The sequence below is a fragment of the Pseudomonas sp. Ma2-10 genome, assembly GCF_054330215.1.
This window is the reverse complement of the sequence record NZ_JBTEYL010000025.1, coordinates 24855-43546: the sequence shown is the minus strand read 5'-3', so window position 1 is coordinate 43546 and position 18692 is coordinate 24855. Positions and strand designations below refer to the sequence as shown.

General features: G+C 59.9%; 17 protein-coding genes and 1 other RNA gene. 14 read left to right on the top strand and 4 right to left on the bottom strand.

All coding sequences use genetic code 11. The features are described 5' to 3' along the window. Positions 1-8 precede the first annotated feature (8 nt). The 4 genes from ACXPVS_RS22885 to ACXPVS_RS22870 form a co-directional block, all read right to left on the bottom strand. Positions 9-587: a BON domain-containing protein gene (locus ACXPVS_RS22885; protein WP_458511918.1), complete on the bottom strand. Its 579-nt coding sequence runs from the start codon at positions 585-587 to the stop codon at positions 9-11. After that, on the bottom strand, positions 584-1177 hold the full coding sequence (locus ACXPVS_RS22880) for a phosphoheptose isomerase (RefSeq protein ID WP_008025961.1): 594 nt from the start codon (positions 1175-1177) through the stop codon (positions 584-586). The genes ACXPVS_RS22885 and ACXPVS_RS22880 overlap by 4 nt, the downstream gene beginning before the upstream one ends. 104 nt (positions 1178-1281) lie before the next feature. After that, positions 1282-1644, bottom strand: a complete 363-nt coding sequence (locus ACXPVS_RS22875; protein WP_458511917.1) for a YraN family protein — start codon at positions 1642-1644, stop codon at positions 1282-1284. Continuing rightward, entirely contained in the window at positions 1644-3455 is a 1812-nt protein-coding gene (locus tag ACXPVS_RS22870) for a penicillin-binding protein activator (RefSeq protein WP_458511916.1), read from the bottom strand. The genes ACXPVS_RS22875 and ACXPVS_RS22870 overlap by 1 nt, the downstream gene beginning before the upstream one ends. Before the next feature lie 177 nt (positions 3456-3632). Here ACXPVS_RS22870 and rsmI point away from each other — a divergent pair, with 177 nt between their 5' ends. The 14 genes from rsmI (at position 3633) to ACXPVS_RS22800 (ending at position 18688) form a co-directional block, all read left to right on the top strand. Further along, complete coding sequence (gene rsmI / locus ACXPVS_RS22865) at positions 3633-4538, top strand: 16S rRNA (cytidine(1402)-2'-O)-methyltransferase (RefSeq protein WP_458511915.1); 906 nt, start codon at positions 3633-3635, stop codon at positions 4536-4538. 75 nt (positions 4539-4613) lie between these two features. After that, an RNA gene (gene rnpB / locus ACXPVS_RS22860) (RNase P RNA component class A) lies at positions 4614-4967 on the top strand. 355 nt (positions 4968-5322) lie between these two features. Then, entirely contained in the window at positions 5323-5778 is a 456-nt protein-coding gene (mraZ, locus tag ACXPVS_RS22855) for a division/cell wall cluster transcriptional repressor MraZ (RefSeq protein ID WP_458511914.1), read from the top strand. Next, on the top strand, positions 5775-6722 hold the full coding sequence (gene rsmH / locus ACXPVS_RS22850; protein WP_458511913.1) for a 16S rRNA (cytosine(1402)-N(4))-methyltransferase RsmH: 948 nt from the start codon (positions 5775-5777) through the stop codon (positions 6720-6722). Before mraZ ends, rsmH begins: the two co-directional genes overlap by 4 nt. After that, positions 6719-7012: a cell division protein FtsL gene (gene ftsL, locus ACXPVS_RS22845; RefSeq protein WP_458511912.1), complete on the top strand. Its 294-nt coding sequence runs from the start codon at positions 6719-6721 to the stop codon at positions 7010-7012. Before rsmH ends, ftsL begins: the two co-directional genes overlap by 4 nt. Continuing rightward, the gene (locus ACXPVS_RS22840; RefSeq protein ID WP_458511947.1) at positions 7012-8751 is read left to right on the top strand and encodes a peptidoglycan D,D-transpeptidase FtsI family protein; all 1740 of its coding nucleotides are present in this window, start codon (positions 7012-7014) and stop codon (positions 8749-8751) included. Before ftsL ends, ACXPVS_RS22840 begins: the two co-directional genes overlap by 1 nt. Beyond that, positions 8751-10214, top strand: coding sequence for a UDP-N-acetylmuramoyl-L-alanyl-D-glutamate--2,6-diaminopimelate ligase (locus tag ACXPVS_RS22835; RefSeq protein WP_458511911.1), 1464 nt, complete (start codon positions 8751-8753; stop codon positions 10212-10214). The genes ACXPVS_RS22840 and ACXPVS_RS22835 overlap by 1 nt, the downstream gene beginning before the upstream one ends. Then, positions 10207-11574: a UDP-N-acetylmuramoyl-tripeptide--D-alanyl-D-alanine ligase gene (locus ACXPVS_RS22830; RefSeq protein ID WP_458511910.1), complete on the top strand. Its 1368-nt coding sequence runs from the start codon at positions 10207-10209 to the stop codon at positions 11572-11574. Before ACXPVS_RS22835 ends, ACXPVS_RS22830 begins: the two co-directional genes overlap by 8 nt. Next, entirely contained in the window at positions 11574-12656 is a 1083-nt protein-coding gene (gene mraY, locus ACXPVS_RS22825) for a phospho-N-acetylmuramoyl-pentapeptide-transferase (protein ID WP_458511909.1), read from the top strand. Before ACXPVS_RS22830 ends, mraY begins: the two co-directional genes overlap by 1 nt. 5 nt (positions 12657-12661) lie before the next feature. Then, a complete protein-coding gene (murD, locus tag ACXPVS_RS22820; protein ID WP_458511908.1) occupies positions 12662-14008 on the top strand; it encodes a UDP-N-acetylmuramoyl-L-alanine--D-glutamate ligase in 1347 nt (448 codons plus the stop codon). Then, complete coding sequence (gene ftsW / locus ACXPVS_RS22815) at positions 14005-15222, top strand: putative lipid II flippase FtsW (RefSeq protein ID WP_458511907.1); 1218 nt, start codon at positions 14005-14007, stop codon at positions 15220-15222. Before murD ends, ftsW begins: the two co-directional genes overlap by 4 nt. Then, positions 15212-16282 carry an undecaprenyldiphospho-muramoylpentapeptide beta-N-acetylglucosaminyltransferase gene (gene murG, locus ACXPVS_RS22810; protein ID WP_458511906.1) on the top strand — a complete coding sequence of 357 codons (1071 nt, stop codon included), beginning with the start codon at positions 15212-15214 and terminating at the stop codon, positions 16280-16282. The genes ftsW and murG overlap by 11 nt, the downstream gene beginning before the upstream one ends. Continuing rightward, entirely contained in the window at positions 16275-17735 is a 1461-nt protein-coding gene (murC, locus tag ACXPVS_RS22805; RefSeq protein ID WP_458511905.1) for a UDP-N-acetylmuramate--L-alanine ligase, read from the top strand. The genes murG and murC overlap by 8 nt, the downstream gene beginning before the upstream one ends. Beyond that, complete coding sequence (locus ACXPVS_RS22800) at positions 17732-18688, top strand: D-alanine--D-alanine ligase (protein ID WP_458511904.1); 957 nt, start codon at positions 17732-17734, stop codon at positions 18686-18688. The genes murC and ACXPVS_RS22800 overlap by 4 nt, the downstream gene beginning before the upstream one ends. Positions 18689-18692 lie beyond the last annotated feature (4 nt).

Sequence of the window (18692 nt, the reverse complement as noted above, 5' to 3'; positions counted from 1 at the left end):
GTTGTGTATCAATCGATGTATTCGAACAACTTCACGATCTTCTGCACGCCGGAAACGCCTTGCACCAGGTTAGTGGCTTGAGCGGCTTCCTGTTTGGTCAGCAGGCCCAGCAGGTAGACGATGCCGTTCTCGGTGACAACCTTGATGCGCGAGCCTGGAATATTCGGATCTGTGAGCATCTGGGTTTTGATCTTGGAGGTCAGCCAGGTGTCGTTCTGGCGGGCAAGGAAGCCAGAAGGTGGCAGGACTTGCAGTTCGTTGTGGACTTTTTTCACGCGCTGAACCGCCGCAGCGGCCTGTTCGGCTTTGGCCTTGAGGTCGGCACGCGGGGTTTGTCCGGCGAGCAGCACGATGCCATTGAAGCTGGTGACGACGATGTGCGAGTCGTTATCCAGGGCTGGGTCGGCCTTGGCAATGTTCACGCCGACCTTGGTGTCGATCAACGAGTCGTCGATCTTGCTACCGAAGGTGCGGGTGCCGCGGTCATCTTCAATCGGTGCTTCACGGCTGGCGTTAACCACCGAGGTGCAGCCGCTGATGCCGAGGCACAGGGTCAAGGCCAGAAGGCCTAGGCGATTAGGGGTCATTCTTCACTCCCGAACAGTTGGCTGTCGATCAAATCGCAAAGGCAATGGATCGCTAGCAGGTGGACTTCCTGAATACGTGCGGTGACGTTGGCCGGTACGCGAATCTCGACGTCCTCGGGCAATAGCAGTGATGCCATGCCGCCGCCATCGCGACCGGTCAATGCTACGACAATCATTTCGCGATCATGTGCGGCCTGGATCGCTTGAATAATGTTTGCCGAGTTGCCGCTGGTGGAAATCGCCAGCAAGACGTCTCCTGGCTGGCCGAGGGCGCGGATCTGTTTGGAGAAGATTTCGTTGTAACTGTAGTCGTTGGCGATCGAGGTGATCGTTGAGCTGTCGGTGGTCAGTGCAATCGCTGGCAGGCTCGGACGCTCGCGCTCGAAACGGTTGAGCAGCTCGGACGAGAAGTGCTGGGCATCACCGGCAGAGCCGCCGTTGCCGCAGGACAGCATTTTGCCTTCGTTGAGCAGGGCGTTGACCATCACCTGGCTGGCTTGCTCGATGTGCGGTGCAAGTACGTCCATCGCCATTTGCTTGGTATCGATACTGGCCTGAAAAAGCTGGCGAATTCGGGATTGCATGTCCATCTGTGTGACCTTAATTAGCGCGGCTACTCGGCACATGAATGTGCAGCCCGCAAAGCAAAGAGCAAAAGTGTTGGGTGAAAGTGTCCGGTTCGGGGCGCTCGCGATCAGCTGTCGAAGGCATTCTGCAACCAGTTCAACTGATCGAGGTTGCTGTCGATGGCAACCACGTCGAAACGGCAAGGGGAATTGGCCCAGCGCGACTCGTGCTGAAGAAAATACTGCGCGGCAACGATCAGTTTCTGCCGTTTGCGCTCGTCGATGCTACCGAGCGCGCCGCCCCATTGAGTGTTTTTTCTGTAGCGGACTTCAACGAATACTACTGTATCGCCATCAAGCATGACCAGATCAAGCTCGCCGCGTTTGCACAACCAGTTCTGCGCCAGCAGGCGCAGACCTTGTTGTTGAAGATGCTCGAGCGCATGGCGCTCGGCATCTTTACCGCTTTGCTGGCGTGATCTGTCGGGCATCAGCGCGGGGTGTCCGGCAGGCGTTGAACCTGGCCGTTGACGAACTGTGCCCACGGCAACTGGCGGACCACACGTTGGTTCTGGGTCATGCCCAGGCTGCCCGATTGACCTTCGATGCGGACGTCCGGCAGGGCCTTGAGTTGCCCCAGGCGTGGTGCCAGGCGATAGGCATCAGCCCCCATCGCGTACAGACGCCCCAAGCTGCTAGCAGCCTGCGGCCACTGAGCGGTCACTTGTTTGCGCAGTGGGTCGTTGGCCTCCAGCAACCATGGGGTTTCGCAGAAGCGAATGCCGTTCATGTCGTTGTACTGATTCACATCGCCGCTGGCGCTGTACACGTGGGAGGTGGCATAAACCGGCACGTCGCCGGCGTACTGGAAGTTCAGTGTCGGCTTGATTTGCTGGGCCTGTTGAGGCGTTGCGGCCAGGAAGATGAACTCGATGTCCTGGCGACGCGAAGGCTGGGCGGCTACCTGTCCGCCAACGGTGCTTTGCAGGCTCTTGGCACGACCTTCGCTCTGACGCAGCTGGAACATCTCGGCAATCTGCTTGGCCAGTTGAACCGGTTGGTCGACGCGTTCGGTGGCAACGATGCTGCCACCGTTAGCCTGCCAATCCTGGCTGAATGCTCTCAAGACGCGATCGCCCCATTCGCCTTTTGGCACCATGATGGCCGCGCGATGCAGACCATCGGCGCGAGCACGGCGGGACACTTCGCGGGCTTCATCTTCAGCAGCAAGACCGAACTGGAACAGCTGGGCCGGACCTTGTGCGCCTTCGCTGTAATTCAGCGCCAGGGTGGTGATCGGCAGTTGCGGGCGAGCGCTAAGTTGTTTGACCAGCGGTTTCTCCAGCGGGCCGATGACCAGTTGCACGCCGTCGGCCTGGGCCTTGCGATAGAACTCGTCGAGGGACGTCAGGCGCGTGCTGTCATAGAACTCGATGGCTGGCGCCTTCTGCCCGGCTTGTTGGGCCTGGTAGTGAGCAGCCATGAAACCTTCGCGCAGTGCTTTGCCGACCGCCCCCAGCGGGCCGTCTTGTGGCAGCAGCAGGGCGATTTTGCTCAGGGGCTGGCTGGCCAGCTCCTTGAGCTTGGTCAGTGGCAGCGGCAATTGAATGGCGGCCGGGTGTTTTGGATTCTGTGCACGCCAGGTGTCGATCGCGGCTTGTTGCTGTTCCAGGGTGCCGGCAGTTTTCACTGCCAGTGTCAGGCCCATCCAGCCGCCGAGGTCATCGGTGGAGGTTGGCTGCAACTGGTCGGTCGGTAACGAGGCGATCAGGGTCCAGATCGCTTCGTGGTTTTTGCTGGCGGCTTCACCTTCAAGCATTGGCGCGATGAAGATGCGCTCCCGTGCGGCGGCCAGCGTCTGGCCATCGGCCTCAAGCGCGCGGGCATGAACGGTGCCGGTGCGAACCTGTTGCTCAACCGACAGTTCACTCAGGCGTTGCAGGCTCGGATGACTCAAGGCTGTCAGCGCCGCTTTGGGCTGATTGCGAACCATGGCCAGTTCAGCTGCCAGGGTACTGGCGAACACCTGTAGGCCAGGCTTGAGTGATTCGAGGGGGACTTGTTGCAGTATTTGCGCGGCCTGGCCGCCATTCCCCTGACGATAGGCGAGATCTGCCGCGCTCAGGCGCAACAGGGAGGCTTTTTCCGGGTCTTTGCTTTGAGCGGCCTGTGCGAGCAGTTGCTCGATACTGGCATCCGGGGTCCGTGGAAGTTCGCCAAGGCTGGAGGAGGGCGAGCTGGCGCAAGCCGCCAGCAAGGCAGCGAGGCAGAGGGCAGTGAGCAGCCGCAGGCAAGCGATCATGTAAGTGTTCCTGATACTCGATCAAATTAGCGTGGAATTGTACCCAAGCACTGGCCGGGGCGCGATGTTACTGGTGTGAATCGATCAATTTAGCTCGTGCAAATGTTGCGGCGCTGCACAAAAGGCTGCAAAACCATGGGTTGCTTGCGCGTATCGCGAACGTCACGACGCGCTACAATGGCGGCTTTTACCGATCATGAGGTGTGCGCTTTGACTGCTCCAGGTGCTTTGAATTCCGCTGCAGGCTCGCTTTATGTGGTGGCGACGCCCATCGGCAACCTGGACGACATCAGTGCGCGTGCGCTGAAAATCCTGCGCGAGGTCGCCTTGGTCGCCGCCGAAGATACCCGTCACTCACAGCGATTGATGCAGCATTTCGGTATTCCAACGCCGCTGGCGGCCTGTCACGAACACAATGAACGGGATGAAGGTAGCCGCTTTATCGCCCGCCTGCTCGCCGGTGACGATGTGGCACTGATTTCAGATGCCGGCACGCCGTTGATTTCCGATCCTGGTTATCACCTCGTGCGTCAGGCTCGTGCTGCGGGTATCAATGTGGTGCCGGTTCCGGGCGCCTGCGCGTTGATCGCAGCGTTGTCGGCGGCGGGGTTGCCGTCAGACCGTTTCATCTTCGAAGGCTTTCTGCCGGCCAAGACTGTCGGTCGGCGAGCCCGTCTTGAGTTGGTAAAGGAAGAGCCGCGCACGCTGATTTTTTATGAAGCCCCGCACCGGATCCTTGAGTGCCTTCAAGACATGGAGTGGGTGTTTGGTGGTGAGCGTCCGGCGTTGCTGGCGCGCGAGCTGACCAAGACTTTCGAAACCCTTAAAGGCTTGCCTCTGGCTGAGTTGCGCGAGTTCGTCGAGTCGGATAGCAATCAGCAACGCGGTGAGTGCGTTGTGTTGGTGGCGGGTTGGTCGGCCCCCGAGACCGAGGACGCCGTCAGCAGTGAAGCAATGCGCATTCTGAATCTGTTGCTTGAAGAAATGCCGCTCAAACGAGCCGCGGCGTTGGCGGCGCAAATTACCGGTGAGCGCAAGAATGTGCTCTACCAGGTCGCGCTGGATAAACAGAAGGGCGAGTAAAAACCGACGTGCAGGCGTAGCCCAAGGCGTTTAGCGCTTGTCCTCCGGCCGCTCTGCCGTTAATCTTCGCGGCGGAGAGTCGATCGGACAGTCGCTGCCTTCTATGAAAATTAGGGGGGGGAGGAAAGTCCGGGCTCCATAGGGCGAAGTGCCAGGTAATGCCTGGGAGGCGTGAGCCTACGGAAAGTGCCACAGAAAATAACCGCCTAAGCGCTTCGGCGCCGGTAAGGGTGAAAAGGTGCGGTAAGAGCGCACCGCACGTCTGGCAACAGTTCGTGGCTAGGTAAACCCCACTTGGAGCAAGACCAAATAGGGTCCCAAGGCGTGGCCCGCGCTGGGACCGGGTAGGTTGCTAAAGATGTCCAGTGATGGCCATCGTAGACGAATGACTGTTCAAGACAGAACCCGGCTTACAGATCGACTCTCCACCTTTTCCCCCTCCCTGCTTTAATCATTGAGCAGGGTGTCTGTAGTAGCAATTTCCCTCCTTACAAAATCAACAGCAGAAGCACTTTCCTAATACCGAAAAAATCTTACTCTTAACAAATTACTTTAACTTTCGAACGCAGCCTTCAGTGCTGGTTCAGGTTATTGAGCAAGACGACACGTCAGATTCTCGCTACCCCTCCTTTTACGCTCCTAAATCTCAGTTCTGTAAGGGTTTTCCTTTAATCCGCGCCTTGACGGTGCGGTGGCCGCATTCCTATAGTGTGCGCAAGTGGCGGAAAGTGGCATGAAGTGGGTTTTTTGAGCTCAAAACGCTAATATTTGGAGAAACGCTGACGTGTTTCGCGGAGCTAACGCTATCAGTCTCGACGCAAAGGGCCGTCTCGCTATGCCGAGCCGATACCGTGACGAGCTCGTTTCGCGTAGTTCTGGTCAGTTAATCGTCACAATTGATGCCGTTGATCCATGTTTGTGTGTTTACCCCCTCGATGAGTGGGAAATTATTGAAACCAAACTGCGCACACTCCCTTCGTTTAGCGAAGAGAGCCGCCGCCTGCAACGTTTACTGATTGGTAATGCCGTCGACCTCGAGCTTGATGCCAGTGGTCGTTTTCTGGTTCCGCCGCGTCTTCGTGAATATGCCAAGTTGGATAAGCGCGCGATGTTGGTAGGCCAACTGAACAAGTTCCAATTGTGGGACGAGAGTGCCTGGGATGCGGTTTCTGCCGCTGACCTGGCTGCCATTCAACAACCGGGCGCCATGCCTGATGAACTGCGTGATTTGATCCTGTGACTATTGATAGCGGCTTTAACCACATCACCGTACTGCTTGACGAAGCCGTGGAGGCTCTCGCCGTACGTCCTGATGGCTGCTATCTGGACGGTACGTTCGGGCGCGGCGGACACAGCCGGTTGATCCTCAGCCAGCTAGGTCCCGACGGTCGGGTGCTCGGATTCGATAAGGATCCTCAAGCGATTGCCACCGGGCAAACGCTAGCGGCCGAAGACGGCCGCTTTGTCGTTGTGCAGCGCAGCTTTGCCGAGCTCGGTTCGGAAGTTGCCGAGCGCGGTCTGGATGGCAGGGTCAGCGGCGTTTTGCTCGACCTCGGTGTGTCTTCGCCGCAGCTCGATGACCCTGAGCGTGGTTTCAGTTTCCTCAACGACGGCCCGCTGGACATGCGTATGGACCCGTCACGCGGGATCAGCGCTGCCGAATTCGTCAACACCGCGCCGGTGGAAGAAATCGCCCGGGTGTTCAAGCAATACGGCGAAGAACGTTTCTCCGGCCGGATGGCCCGTGCTGTCGCCGAGCGTCGCGATATCAAGCCGTTCGAGCGCACTGCCGATCTGGCTGAAGTCCTGAAAGTCGCCAACCCTGCATGGGAAAAGGGTAAAAATCCGGCGACCCGTGCGTTTCAGGGCTTGCGTATTCACGTCAACAACGAACTGGGTGATCTGGAAGCTGGCCTCGAAGCCGCACTGGAATGCCTGGAAGTCGGTGGCCGCCTGGTGGTCATCAGCTTCCACTCGCTGGAAGACCGTATCGTCAAACTGTTCATGCGCAAACTGGTGAAAGGCGAAGCCGACAACTTGCCTCGCAATCTGCCGGTACGTCACGTCGCCTTCGAACCAATAATCAAAACCCATGGCAAAGCACAGTCCGCCTCCGAGGCCGAACTAAAAGCCAACCCACGTTCCCGTAGCGCCGTCATGCGCGTCGCGGAGAAGCTGCGGTGAGCAATCTTTTCGCCAAGCCACTTCCCGGCGGAAGCTTTTTCATGTTTCTGCTGTTTGTTGGCATGCTCGCATCGGCCATCGGCGTTTCCTATAGCGCCCACTGGAACCGTCAACTGTTGAATTCGCTGTTCAACGAGTTGAGCGTGCGCGACAAGGCGCAAGCGGAGTGGGGCCGTTTGATTCTCGAACAGAGCACCTGGACTGCGCACAGCCGTATCGAAGTCCTGGCGACCGAGCAACTGAAGATGCGCATTCCTGGCGCCGCTGAAGTGCAGATGGTGACGCCATGATGAAACTCGAGGGCGCACTCTTTCCATGGCGGTTCCGCCTGGTCCTGGGTTTGCTCGGCGTCATGGTCGCGGCGATAGCCTGGCGCATTATCGATCTGCAAGTAGTCGACCGTGCCTTTCTTAAAGGTCAGGGCGATGCGCGCAGCGTTCGTCATATTCCGATTCCGGCTCACCGTGGTCTGATCACCGACCGTAACGGCGAGCCTTTGGCCGTGAGTACCCCCGTCACCACCCTTTGGGCCAATGCCAAGGAAATGCAAGCGACCAAAGAGAAGTGGCCTGCACTGGCGGCGGCCTTGGGGCAGGACCCGAAAGCCCTGGCCGATCGTCTCGAGGCTCAAGCCAATAAAGAATTCATCTACCTGGTGCGTGGGCTGACCCCCGAACAGGGCCAGTCGGTGCTCGATCTGAAAGTGCCGGGCGTTTATGGCATCGAAGAGTTTCGTCGTTTCTACCCGGCCGGTGAAGTCACTGCCCATATGGTCGGTTTTACCGACATCGATGACCACGGTCGTGAAGGTATCGAGCTAGCCTACGACGAATGGCTGGCCGGGGTCCCCGGTAAGCGACAAGTGATCAAGGATCGGCGTGGCCGACTTATCAAGGATGTCCAGGTCACCAAAAACGCCAAGGCCGGCAAGCCCTTGGCGTTGTCCATTGACCTGCGTCTGCAATACCTGGCCAACCGCGAGCTGCGTAACGCGATCATCGAGAACGGTGCCAAGGCCGGCAGCCTGGTGATCATGGACGTGAAGACCGGCGAGATCCTCGCCATGGTCAACCAGCCGACCTACAACCCGAACAACCGTCGCAACCTGCAACCGGCGATGATGCGCAACCGCGCGATGATCGACGTGTTCGAGCCGGGTTCGACCATGAAAGCGATTTCCATGAGCGCCGCGATTGAAACCGGGCGCTGGAAGCCGACCGATACGGTGGAGGTTTATCCGGGCACTCTGCAACTGGGCAAATACACCATTCGCGACGTATCCAGGACTGAAGGCCCGGTGCTCGATCTCACCGGCATTCTGATCAACTCCAGTAACGTGGGCATGAGCAAGGTCGCCTTCGATATCGGCGGCGAAACGATTTTCCGTCTGGCGCAAAAAGTCGGCCTCGGCCAGGACACCGGCCTGGGCTTCCCGGGCGAGCGCGTCGGCAATCTCCCCAATTACCGCGAATGGCGCAAGGCTGAAACCGCCACGCTGTCGTACGGCTACGGTATTTCGGTGACCGCGATCCAGTTGGTCCACGCTTTCTCGGCCCTGGCTAATAACGGTCGTCTCGCGCCGTTGACCCTGATCAAAACGGACAAGCCAGCGCAAACCACACAGGTATTGCCGGAAGCGGTCGCGAAAACCATGCAAGGCATGCTGACTCAAGTGATCGAAGCCCCGCGTGGTGTCTTCCGTGCGAAAGTGCCGGCGTATCACGTGGCAGGCAAGTCGGGTACCGCGCGTAAAACGTCGGCCGGCACCAAAGGCTACGCCGTGAATTCCTACCGCTCGCTGTTCGCCGGTTTCGGCCCGATGAGCGATCCGCGCTACGCAATTGTGGTGGTGATCGATGAACCGACCAAAGCCGGTTACTACGGTGGTCTGATCTCGGCCCCAGTGTTCAGCAAAGTGATGTCCGGGACCTTGCGCCTGATGAACGTCACCCCGGACAACCTGCCACCTACTCAACAAGCGAACGCAGCACCGGTCGTTCCGCTGAAAGCCAATGGAGGGCGCGGCTGATGTCTCTGAGTCTGAACAAGATTTTTGCCCACGCCGGCCGCGATTTATTGATCCGCGAACTGACCCTGGACAGCCGCAACGTGCGGGCTGGCGATCTGTTTCTCGCCGTCCCTGGCGGCAAATTCGACGGTCGTGCGCACATTGCTGACGCCCTGCAACGCGGCGCTGCGGCTGTGGCGTATGAAGTCGAAGGCGCGACTGTATTGCCGATTACCGATGTGCCGTTGATTCCGGTCAAAGGCCTGGCCGCGCAGCTGTCGGACATCGCCGGGCGTTTTTACGGTGACCCTAGTCGTCACCTGAACCTGATCGGCGTGACCGGCACCAACGGCAAAACCAGCGTGACACAGTTGGTTGCACAAGCCTTGGATTTACTCGGCCAACACTGCGGCATCGTCGGCACGTTGGGTGCCGGTTTTTACGGTGCGCTCGAAAGCGGCTTGCACACCACGCCGAACCCGATCGCCGTGCAAGCGACCCTCGCTGACCTGAAAAAGGCCGGCGCCAAAGCAGTTGCCATGGAGGTTTCATCTCACGGTCTGGATCAGGGCCGCGTGACCGCGCTGGCGTTCGATGTGGCGGTGATGACCAACCTGTCCCGCGATCACCTGGATTACCACGGCACCATGCAAGCCTACGGCGAAGCCAAGGCCAAGCTGTTTGCCTGGAATGATTTGAAGTGCCGGGTGGTTAACCTCGACGACGAATTCGGCCGCGAACTGGCCGCCGATAAACGCGAGTCGCGCCTGATCACCTATAGCCTGGAAGACGCCAGCGCCTACCTTTATTGCCGTGAAGCGCAGTTCGATGACGAAGGCGTGCGCGCCACGTTGGTCACGCCGCAGGGCGAGCATCATTTGCGCAGCACCTTGCTTGGTCGCTTCAACCTGAGCAACGTACTGGCCGCGGTTGGCGCCTTGCTCGGTCTGGATTACGCGCTGGACGAAATTCTCAAGGTCCTGCCAACACTTGAAGGCCCGGCCGGACGCATGCAGCGCCTCGGCGGTGGTACTCAGCCGCTGGTAGTGGTCGATTACGCCCACACACCGGATGCGCTGGAAAAAGTCTTGATGGCCCTGCGTCCTCACGCCAAAGGCCGTTTGCTGTGCCTGTTCGGTTGTGGCGGTGATCGCGATCGCGGTAAACGTCCGCTCATGGCTGAAGTGGTTGAGCGTCTGGCTGACGGCGTATTGGTGACCGATGACAACCCGCGCACCGAAGATCCGGCAGTGATTTTCGACGACATCCGCGCCGGTTTTACCGCTGTGGATAAAGTCACCTTCGTCGTTGGCCGTGGTCAGGCGATTGCCCAATTGATCGCCAGCGCTTCGGCGGATGACGTGATTGTCCTGGCCGGTAAAGGTCATGAGGACTATCAGGAAATCAATGGCCAGCGCCACGCGTTCTCGGATCTGGTCGAGGCCGATCACGCCTTGACCGCGTGGGAGGTGGCCCATGCTTAAAGCCCTGAAACTGAGCGAGCTGACCGGCGCGCTGAATGCCCGCTTGCTCACGGCCGATGCCCGCTTCGACGGCGTCAGCATCGACAGTCGCGCGATCAAGGCAGGCCAACTTTTTATCGCCCTGACCGGCCCGCGTTTCGATGGTCACGATTATCTCAATGACGTAGCCGCAAAAGGCGCCGTAGCGGCGCTGGTCGAGCGTGAAGTCGCCGACAGCGCACTGCCGCAGTTGCTGGTCAACGATACTCGTCTGGCCCTGGGGCAACTCGGCGCGTTGAACCGTGCGGCTTACACCCATCCTGTTGCGGCGATCACTGGTTCCAGCGGCAAGACCACGGTCAAGGAAATGCTTGCCAGCATCCTGCGCACGCGCGGTCTGGTGTTGGCGACCCGTGGCAACCTGAACAATGATCTCGGCGTGCCGCTGACCCTGCTCGAACTCGCACCAGAACATACCGCCGCAGTGATCGAACTGGGTGCTTCGCGTCTAGGCGAAATTGCCTACACCGTCGAGATGACCAAACCTCATGTGGCCGTGCTCAACAACGCCGGGACCGCCCACGTCGGCGAGTTCGGCGGGCCGGAAAAAATCGTTGAAGCCAAGGGCGAGATTATTGAAGGGCTGGATGCCGATGGCGTCGCCGTTCTCAATCTTGACGACAAGGCGTTCGACATCTGGAAGGCTCGCGCTGCCGGTCGCAAAGTGCTGACCTTCGCCCTGAGCAATGTCAGTGCCGATTTCTACGCCAGCGATCTGGATCGCGACGCTCGCGGTTGCCCGGCGTTCAACCTGCACAGTCCTGAAGGTATGGAGCGCGTTCAACTGAACCTGCTCGGCGCCCATAACGTTGCCAATGCCATGGCCGCGGCCGCCGCCGCCCATGCGCTGGGCGTGTCGCTGTTTGGCATCGCCACCGGTCTGGGCGCGGTGCAACCGGTCAAGGGCCGCACCGTCGCGCAACTGGCCAGCAATGGCATGCGCGTGATCGATGACACGTACAACGCGAACCCCACTTCCATGTGCGCCGCCGTTGATATACTCGCCGGCTTTTCCGGCCGCACCGTTCTGGTGCTCGGAGATATCGGCGAGTTGGGCGATTGGGCGGAGCAGGGGCACCGCGATGTGGGCGAGTACGCCCGCGGCAAGGTTGCCGCGCTTTACGCTGTCGGGCCAATGATGGCTCACGCCGTGAACGCTTTTGGTCCACAGGCCTTTCACTTCAGCACTCAGGCTGAACTGATCAAGGCCCTGGGCGCCGAGCAAGACACAAACACCACTATTTTGATCAAGGGCTCGCGCAGCGCGGCGATGGAAAACATCGTCGCCGCTTTGTGCGGGACCAGCCTGGAGAAACATTAATGCTGCTGCTACTAGCGGAGTATCTGCAACAGTTCTACAAAGGCTTCGCGGTCTTTCAGTACCTGACCCTGCGCGGGATCTTCGGTGTGCTGACCGCGTTGGTTTTGTCGCTGTGCTATGGCCCGTGGATGATCCGCACTCTGCAGAACCGTCAGATCGGCCAGTCCGTTCGCAACGATGGTCCGCAATCGCACCTGTCCAAATCCGGCACCCCGACCATGGGCGGCGCGCTGATCCTGTCGTCCATCGGCATCAGCACTTTGTTGTGGGCTGACCTGAGCAACCGTTACGTGTGGACCGTGCTGCTGGTGACCTTGCTGTTCGGCGCGATCGGCTGGGTCGACGACTACCGCAAAGTCATCGAGAAAAACTCCCGAGGCTTGCCGAGCCGCTGGAAGTATTTCTGGCAATCTGTGTTTGGCCTCGGCGCGGCGATCTTCCTTTATATGACCGCCACCAGCCCGGTGGAAACCACGCTGATCCTGCCAATGCTCAAGGATCACAGCATTCCGCTGGGCATCGGTTTTGTGGTGCTGACCTATTTCGTGATCGTCGGCTCGAGCAACGCGGTCAACCTGACTGACGGCCTCGACGGTCTGGCGATCATGCCCACTGTAATGGTCGGCGGCGGGTTGGGTATTTTCTGCTACCTGTCGGGTAACGTGAAATTCGCTGAATACCTGCTGATTCCATATGTGCCGGGCGCAGGCGAGTTGATTGTGTTCTGCGGCGCCTTGATCGGCGCGGGGCTAGGGTTTCTCTGGTTCAACACCTATCCGGCTCAGGTGTTCATGGGCGACGTCGGCGCACTGGCGCTGGGCGCGGCACTGGGCACCATCGCGGTGATCGTCCGTCAGGAAATCGTCCTGTTCATCATGGGTGGCGTATTCGTGATGGAAACCCTGTCAGTCGTCATCCAGGTTGCTTCCTTCAAGCTCACCGGTCGCCGTGTGTTCCGCATGGCACCGATTCATCACCACTTTGAACTCAAGGGCTGGCCCGAGCCACGCGTGATCGTCCGTTTCTGGATCATCACCGTGATTCTCGTGCTGGTTGGCCTTGCCACCCTGAAGCTGAGGTAGAACGAGTGTCTCTGATCGCTTCTGACCACTTCCGCATCGTTGTCGGCCTCGGCAAGAGCGGCATGTCCCTGGTTCGCTTCCTGGCGAACCGGGGCACGTCGTTTGCTGTCGCCGACACGCGGGAAAATCCACCGGAACTGGCCACGCTCAAGCGTGACTATCCGCACGTGGAAGTGCGTTGTGGCGAGCTGGACGTCGAATTCCTGTGCCGCGCCGACGAGCTCTACGTGAGCCCCGGCCTGGCGCTGGCGACCCCGGCCCTGCAGGCTGCCGCCGCCCGTGGCGTGAAATTGTCCGGCGACATCGAGCTGTTCGCGCGTAACGCGAAGGCGCCGATCGTCGCCATCAGCGGTTCCAATGCAAAAAGCACCGTCACCACACTGGTCGGCGAGATGGCTGTGGCGGCCGGCAAGCGTGTCGCCATCGGTGGCAACCTCGGTACGCCGGCGCTGGACCTGCTCAGCGACGACGTCGAGCTGTACGTGATGGAACTGTCGAGCTTCCAGCTCGAAACCACCGATCAACTCAACGCCGAAGTGGCGACCGTGCTCAATGTCAGCGAAGACCACATGGACCGCTACAGCGGTCTGCCGGCTTATCATCTGGCCAAGCACCGGATCTTCCGGGGTGCCAAGCAGTTTGTGGTCAACCGTCAGGATGCCCTGAGCCGTCCGCTGATAGGCGAGGGTCAGCCATGCTGGACCTTCGGTTTGAGCAAACCTGATTTCAAGGCATTCGGTATCCGCGAAGAAGACGGCGAGAAGTACCTGGCCTTCGAATTTCAGAACCTGATGCCAGTGCGCGAGTTGAAAGTTCGCGGTGCCCACAACCAGTCCAACGCCTTGGCGGCATTGGCGCTGGGCCACGCGGTCGGCCTGCCATTCGACGCCATGCTGTCGAGCCTGCGCACCTTCGCCGGGCTTGAGCATCGCTGCCAGTGGGTCCGTGATCTCAATGGCGTGAGCTATTACAACGACTCCAAAGCCACCAACGTCGGCGCTGCGCTGGCTGCCATCGAAGGTTTGGGCGCGGACATCGACGGCAAGCTTGTGTTGATCGCCGGTGGCGACGGCAAAGGTGCCGAGTTCAAGGGCTTGCGTGATCCGGTGGCGGCCAACTGCCGCGCCGTGGTGCTGATGGGCCGCGATGCCGAGCTGATCGCTCAGGCCATTGGCGATGCCGTGGTGCTGATTCGTGTCAACTCGCTGATCGAAGCGGTCGAGCAATGCCGCGCTATCGCACAAAAGGGCGACGCGGTGCTGCTGTCCCCGGCCTGCGCCAGTTTCGACATGTTCAAAAATTACGAAGACCGTGGTCACCAGTTCGTCCGCGCTGTGGAGGATCTGGTATGAGCCTGATGAACATCATCAAGCCCTATCCGTCCCCGCTCATCACCGGGCGCGGCATCGACCTCGACTTCCCGATGCTTGTCGGCTGCCTGGCATTGATCGGCCTTGGACTGGTCATGATTGCATCGGCCTCGACCGAAGTGGCGGCTCTGCAGACGGGCAGCGCCCTGTATTACATGATTCGCCACCTTATTTACATCGTGCTGGGCCTGGGTGCCTGCATCGTCACCATGATGATTCCGATCGCCACCTGGCAACGGCTGGGCTGGCTGATGCTGATTGGTGCGTTCGGTTTGCTGGTGATGGTGATCATTCCGGGAATTGGCCGTGAAGTGAACGGCTCGATGCGCTGGATCGGCTTCAGTTTCTTCAACGTTCAGCCATCGGAAATCGCCAAGGTATTTGTCGTTATTTACCTTGCCGGGTACTTGGTGCGTCGTCAGAAAGAAGTGCGTGAAAGCTGGATGGGCTTCTTCAAGCCGTTCATCGTTCTGCTGCCAATGGCGGGTCTGTTGCTGATGGAGCCGGACTTCGGTGCCACCGTCGTGATGATGGGGGCTGCTGCTGCGATGCTGTTCCTCGGCGGGGTGGGTCTGTTCCGATTTTCCCTGATGGTTGTCCTGGCGGTCGCGGCAGTGGTGTTGCTGATTCAAGTGCAACCGTATCGAATGGCGCGCCTGACCAACTTTGCGGATCCGTGGGCCGACCAGTTCGGCGCCGGCTATCAGTTGTCTCAAGCCTTGATCGCTTTTGGTCGCGGTGAATGGCTCGGCGTTGGCCTGGGCAATAGCGTGCAGAAACAGTTCTACCTGCCGGAAGCCCACACCGACTTCGTGTTCTCGGTCCTGGCCGAAGAACTGGGCGCCGTCGGTTCTTTGTGCACGGTAGCGCTGTTCGCCTTTGTCTGTGTTCGTGGCATGTACATCGGTTATTGGGCCGAGAAGGCCAAGCAGTATTTCGCCGCCTACATCGCGTACGGCTTGTCGTTCCTGTGGATTGGTCAGTTCCTGATCAATATCGGAGTGAACGTCGGTTTGTTGCCAACCAAGGGCCTGACCCTGCCGTTCCTCAGCTATGGCGGCAGTTCGTTGGTGATCTGCTGTGCCTGTCTCGGCTTGTTGCTGCGTATTGAATGGGAAAGTCGAACCCACTTGGGCAGCGAAGAGATGGAGTTCCATGAGAGCGACTTCGCCGAGGAGCCGACCCATGGGCGCTAACGTATTGATCATGGCGGGCGGCACCGGTGGCCATGTGTTTCCGGCGCTGGCGTGTGCTCATGAATTCCAGGCCCGTGGTTACACCGTGCATTGGCTCGGGACACCGCGTGGCATTGAGAACGATCTGGTCCCGGTGGCGGGCATCGAACTGCACCGGATCAATGCCAGCGGATTGCGCGGCAAGGGCAAGTTGTCCCTGCTCAAGGCGCCGTTCATGTTGCTCAAGTCGATCTGGCAGGCACGGGCGATCATTCGCCAGCTGCGGCCGGTGTGTGTGGTCGGCTTCGGTGGTTATGTGACCGGCCCGGGTGGTGTTGCAGCCAAACTGGCGGGTGTGCCGGTGATCGTTCACGAACAGAACGCCGTGGCCGGTACCGCCAATCGGTTGCTGGTGCCGTTGGCCGCCCGAGTCTGTGAAGCGTTCCCCGACACCTTTACCCTGTCGGGCAGCCGACGGACCACCGGTAACCCGGTGCGCACCGAGCTGTTCCTCGAAACACCGCGACAGGCTTTGGCGGGTCGCAGGGCGCGTTTGCTGATCCTGGGTGGAAGCCTGGGCGCAGAACCGTTGAATAAGCTGCTGCCTGAAGCCCTGTCGCAAGTCGCTCCCGACCTGCGCCCGGAAGTGTTTCATCAGGCCGGCAAAAACCACGATGACGTGACTGCCCAGCGCTATCGCGCGGCTGGCGTCGAGGCGCAAGTGCAGCCTTTCATCAAAGACATGGCCCAAGCCTATGGCTGGGCCGACCTGGTGGTGTGCCGCGCAGGCGCGCTGACCATCAGCGAACTGGCCGCCGCCGGTCTGCCCTCGATGCTGGTGCCTTTGCCCCACGCGATCGACGATCACCAGACCCGCAACGCCGATTATTTGGCCCGTGAAGGCGCTGCCTTCCTGATGCCGCAAAGAACGACTGGCGCAGCGGATCTTGCCGCACGCCTGACAGAGGTCCTGATGCAACCACAACGACTCTCCGACATGGCTACCGCGGCACGCCGCCTGGCCAAACCCGATGCAACCCGTAACGTGGTCGATACCTGCCTGGAGGTGGCCCATGGTTGAGAATCAGAAAGCCATGCCGCAACCGGAGATGCGCCGCATCCGTCGCATCCACTTCGTCGGAATCGGCGGCGTGGGCATGTGCGGCATTGCCGAAGTGTTGTTGAACCTGGGCTATGAAGTGTCCGGTTCCGACCTGAAAGCTTCGCCGGTGACCGAGCGTCTCGAGTCCTTCGGCGCCCAGATATTTATCGGCCACCGCGCCGAGAACGCCGCGAACGCCGATGTGCTGGTCACCTCCAGTGCCGTGAACACCTCCAACCCGGAAGTCGCCACCGCCCTGGAACGCCGCATTCCGGTGGTGCCTCGCGCTGAAATGCTGGCTGAGCTGATGCGCTACCGCCACGGCATCGCCGTCGCCGGTACCCATGGCAAAACCACGACCACCAGCCTGATCGCTTCGGTGTTTGCCGCCGGTGGCCTGGACCCGACATTCGTTATCGGTGGTCGTCTCAATGCCGCAGGCACCAATGCTCAGCTGGGCACCAGCCGTTACCTGATCGCTGAAGCTGACGAAAGCGACGCCAGCTTCCTGCACTTGCAGCCGCTGGTGGCCGTGGTTACCAACATCGACGCCGACCACATGGCAACCTACGACGGTGACTTCAACAAACTGAAGAAAACCTTCGTCGAGTTCCTGCACAACCTGCCGTTCTATGGCCTGGCAGTGGTGTGCCTGGACGATCCAGTGGTACGTGAAATCCTGCCGCAGGTGAAACGTCCGACCGTCACTTATGGCTTCGGCGATGACTGCGACGTGCGCGCGATCAATGTGCGTCAGCAGGGCATGCAGACCTTCTTTACCGTGCTGCGTCCCGATCGCGATCCGCTGGATGTGTCCGTGAACATGCCGGGCAACCACAACGTGTTGAACGCACTGGCAACCATCTGCATCGCCACCGATGAGGGCGTCAGCGATGAAGCCATTGTCCAGGGACTGTCCGGGTTCCAGGGTGTCGGCCGTCGCTTTCAGGTCTACGGCGAACTGCCGGTAGACGGTGGCAGCGTGATGCTGGTCGACGACTACGGTCACCACCCGACCGAAGTCGCCGCGGTGATCAAGGCCGTGCGCGGTGGCTGGCCGGAGCGCCGTCTGGTGATGGTCTACCAGCCTCACCGTTACAGTCGCACCCGCGACCTGTACGACGATTTCGTCAATGTATTGGCCGACGCCAACGTCCTGCTGCTGATGGAAGTCTACCCGGCCGGTGAAGAACCGATCCCGGGCGCCGACAGCCGCAAACTGTGCAACAGCATTCGTCAGCGCGGTCAGCTCGACCCGATCTACATCGAGCGCGGTGTTGACCTCGCGCCGGTGGTCAAGCCGCTGCTGCGTGCTGGCGACATCCTGCTGTGCCAGGGCGCCGGTGACATCGGTGGTCTTGCACCGAAACTGTTGAAAAGTCCGTTGTTCAAAGGCGCCGTTGTTGCGCCGAGTGTGGGGAAGTTGAAATGACTGCTGCTTACGCCAACCTCGTCTCCACTATTGCACCGAAAGATTTCGGGCGCGTCGCCGTGCTCTTTGGTGGCAAGAGTGCCGAGCGTGAGGTTTCTCTAAAGTCGGGTCGCGCGGTTCTCGACGCGTTGCTAAGCGCCGGTGTGGACGCGTTTGGTCTCGACGTGGGCGATGATCTTTTGCAGCGTCTGCTGACTGAAAAAATCGATCGCGCCTTCATCATTCTCCACGGTCGTGGCGGTGAAGACGGCAGCATGCAGGGCCTGCTGGAATGCCTGGGTATTGCGTACACCGGCAGCGGCATTCTTGCTTCCGCGCTCGCCATGGACAAGCTGCGCACCAAACAGGTCTGGCACAGCCTGGGTATTCCGACGCCGCGCCATGCCGTACTGAGTTCCGAGGCCGATTGTATTTCGGCGGCGACGGAACTGGGCGTCCCTTTGATCGTCAAACCGGCCCATGAAGGTTCAAGTATCGGGATGGCCAAAGTGACCTCTGTGTCGGAGTTGATCGACGCGTGGAAAGCGGCCAGTACCTACGATTCGCAAGTGTTGGTCGAGCAATGGATTCAAGGTCCGGAGTTCACCATCGCCACCCTGCGTGACCAGGTGTTGCCACCGATTGCCCTGGGCACGACGCACAGCTTCTACGACTACGACGCCAAGTACGTGGCTTCCGATACCCAGTACCGGATTCCGTGTGGCCTGGACAGCAGCAAAGAAAAAGAACTGATGGACCTCACGGCGAAAGCCTGTGAGGCGCTGGGTATCGCCGGTTGGGGCAGGGCTGACGTGATGCAGGACGCCGACGGGCAGTTCTGGTTCCTGGAAGTCAATACCGCACCGGGCATGACCGATCACAGTCTGGTGCCGATGGCGGCTCGCGCTGCCGGTCTGGATTTCCAGCAACTGGTTCTGGCGATTCTGGCCGCAAGTATTGAGCCGCGAGGTTAAGAGC

Coding starts and splice junctions, on each gene's coding strand:
- rsmI (WP_458511915.1), top strand. CDS start 3,633: ATGGCGGCTTTTACCGATCATGAGGTGTGCGCTTTGACTGCTCCAGGT.
- ACXPVS_RS22835 (WP_458511911.1), top strand. CDS start 8,751: ATGTCTCTGAGTCTGAACAAGATTTTTGCCCACGCCGGCCGCGATTTA.
- mraY (WP_458511909.1), top strand. CDS start 11,574: ATGCTGCTGCTACTAGCGGAGTATCTGCAACAGTTCTACAAAGGCTTC.
- murC (WP_458511905.1), top strand. CDS start 16,275: ATGGTTGAGAATCAGAAAGCCATGCCGCAACCGGAGATGCGCCGCATC.
- ftsW (WP_458511907.1), top strand. CDS start 14,005: ATGAGCCTGATGAACATCATCAAGCCCTATCCGTCCCCGCTCATCACC.
- ACXPVS_RS22840 (WP_458511947.1), top strand. CDS start 7,012: ATGAAACTCGAGGGCGCACTCTTTCCATGGCGGTTCCGCCTGGTCCTG.
- ACXPVS_RS22870 (WP_458511916.1), bottom strand. CDS start 3,455: ATGATCGCTTGCCTGCGGCTGCTCACTGCCCTCTGCCTCGCTGCCTTG.
- ACXPVS_RS22875 (WP_458511917.1), bottom strand. CDS start 1,644: ATGCCCGACAGATCACGCCAGCAAAGCGGTAAAGATGCCGAGCGCCAT.
- ACXPVS_RS22880 (WP_008025961.1), bottom strand. CDS start 1,177: ATGGACATGCAATCCCGAATTCGCCAGCTTTTTCAGGCCAGTATCGAT.
- ACXPVS_RS22830 (WP_458511910.1), top strand. CDS start 10,207: ATGCTTAAAGCCCTGAAACTGAGCGAGCTGACCGGCGCGCTGAATGCC.
- ACXPVS_RS22885 (WP_458511918.1), bottom strand. CDS start 587: ATGACCCCTAATCGCCTAGGCCTTCTGGCCTTGACCCTGTGCCTCGGC.
- ACXPVS_RS22800 (WP_458511904.1), top strand. CDS start 17,732: ATGACTGCTGCTTACGCCAACCTCGTCTCCACTATTGCACCGAAAGAT.
- murG (WP_458511906.1), top strand. CDS start 15,212: ATGGGCGCTAACGTATTGATCATGGCGGGCGGCACCGGTGGCCATGTG.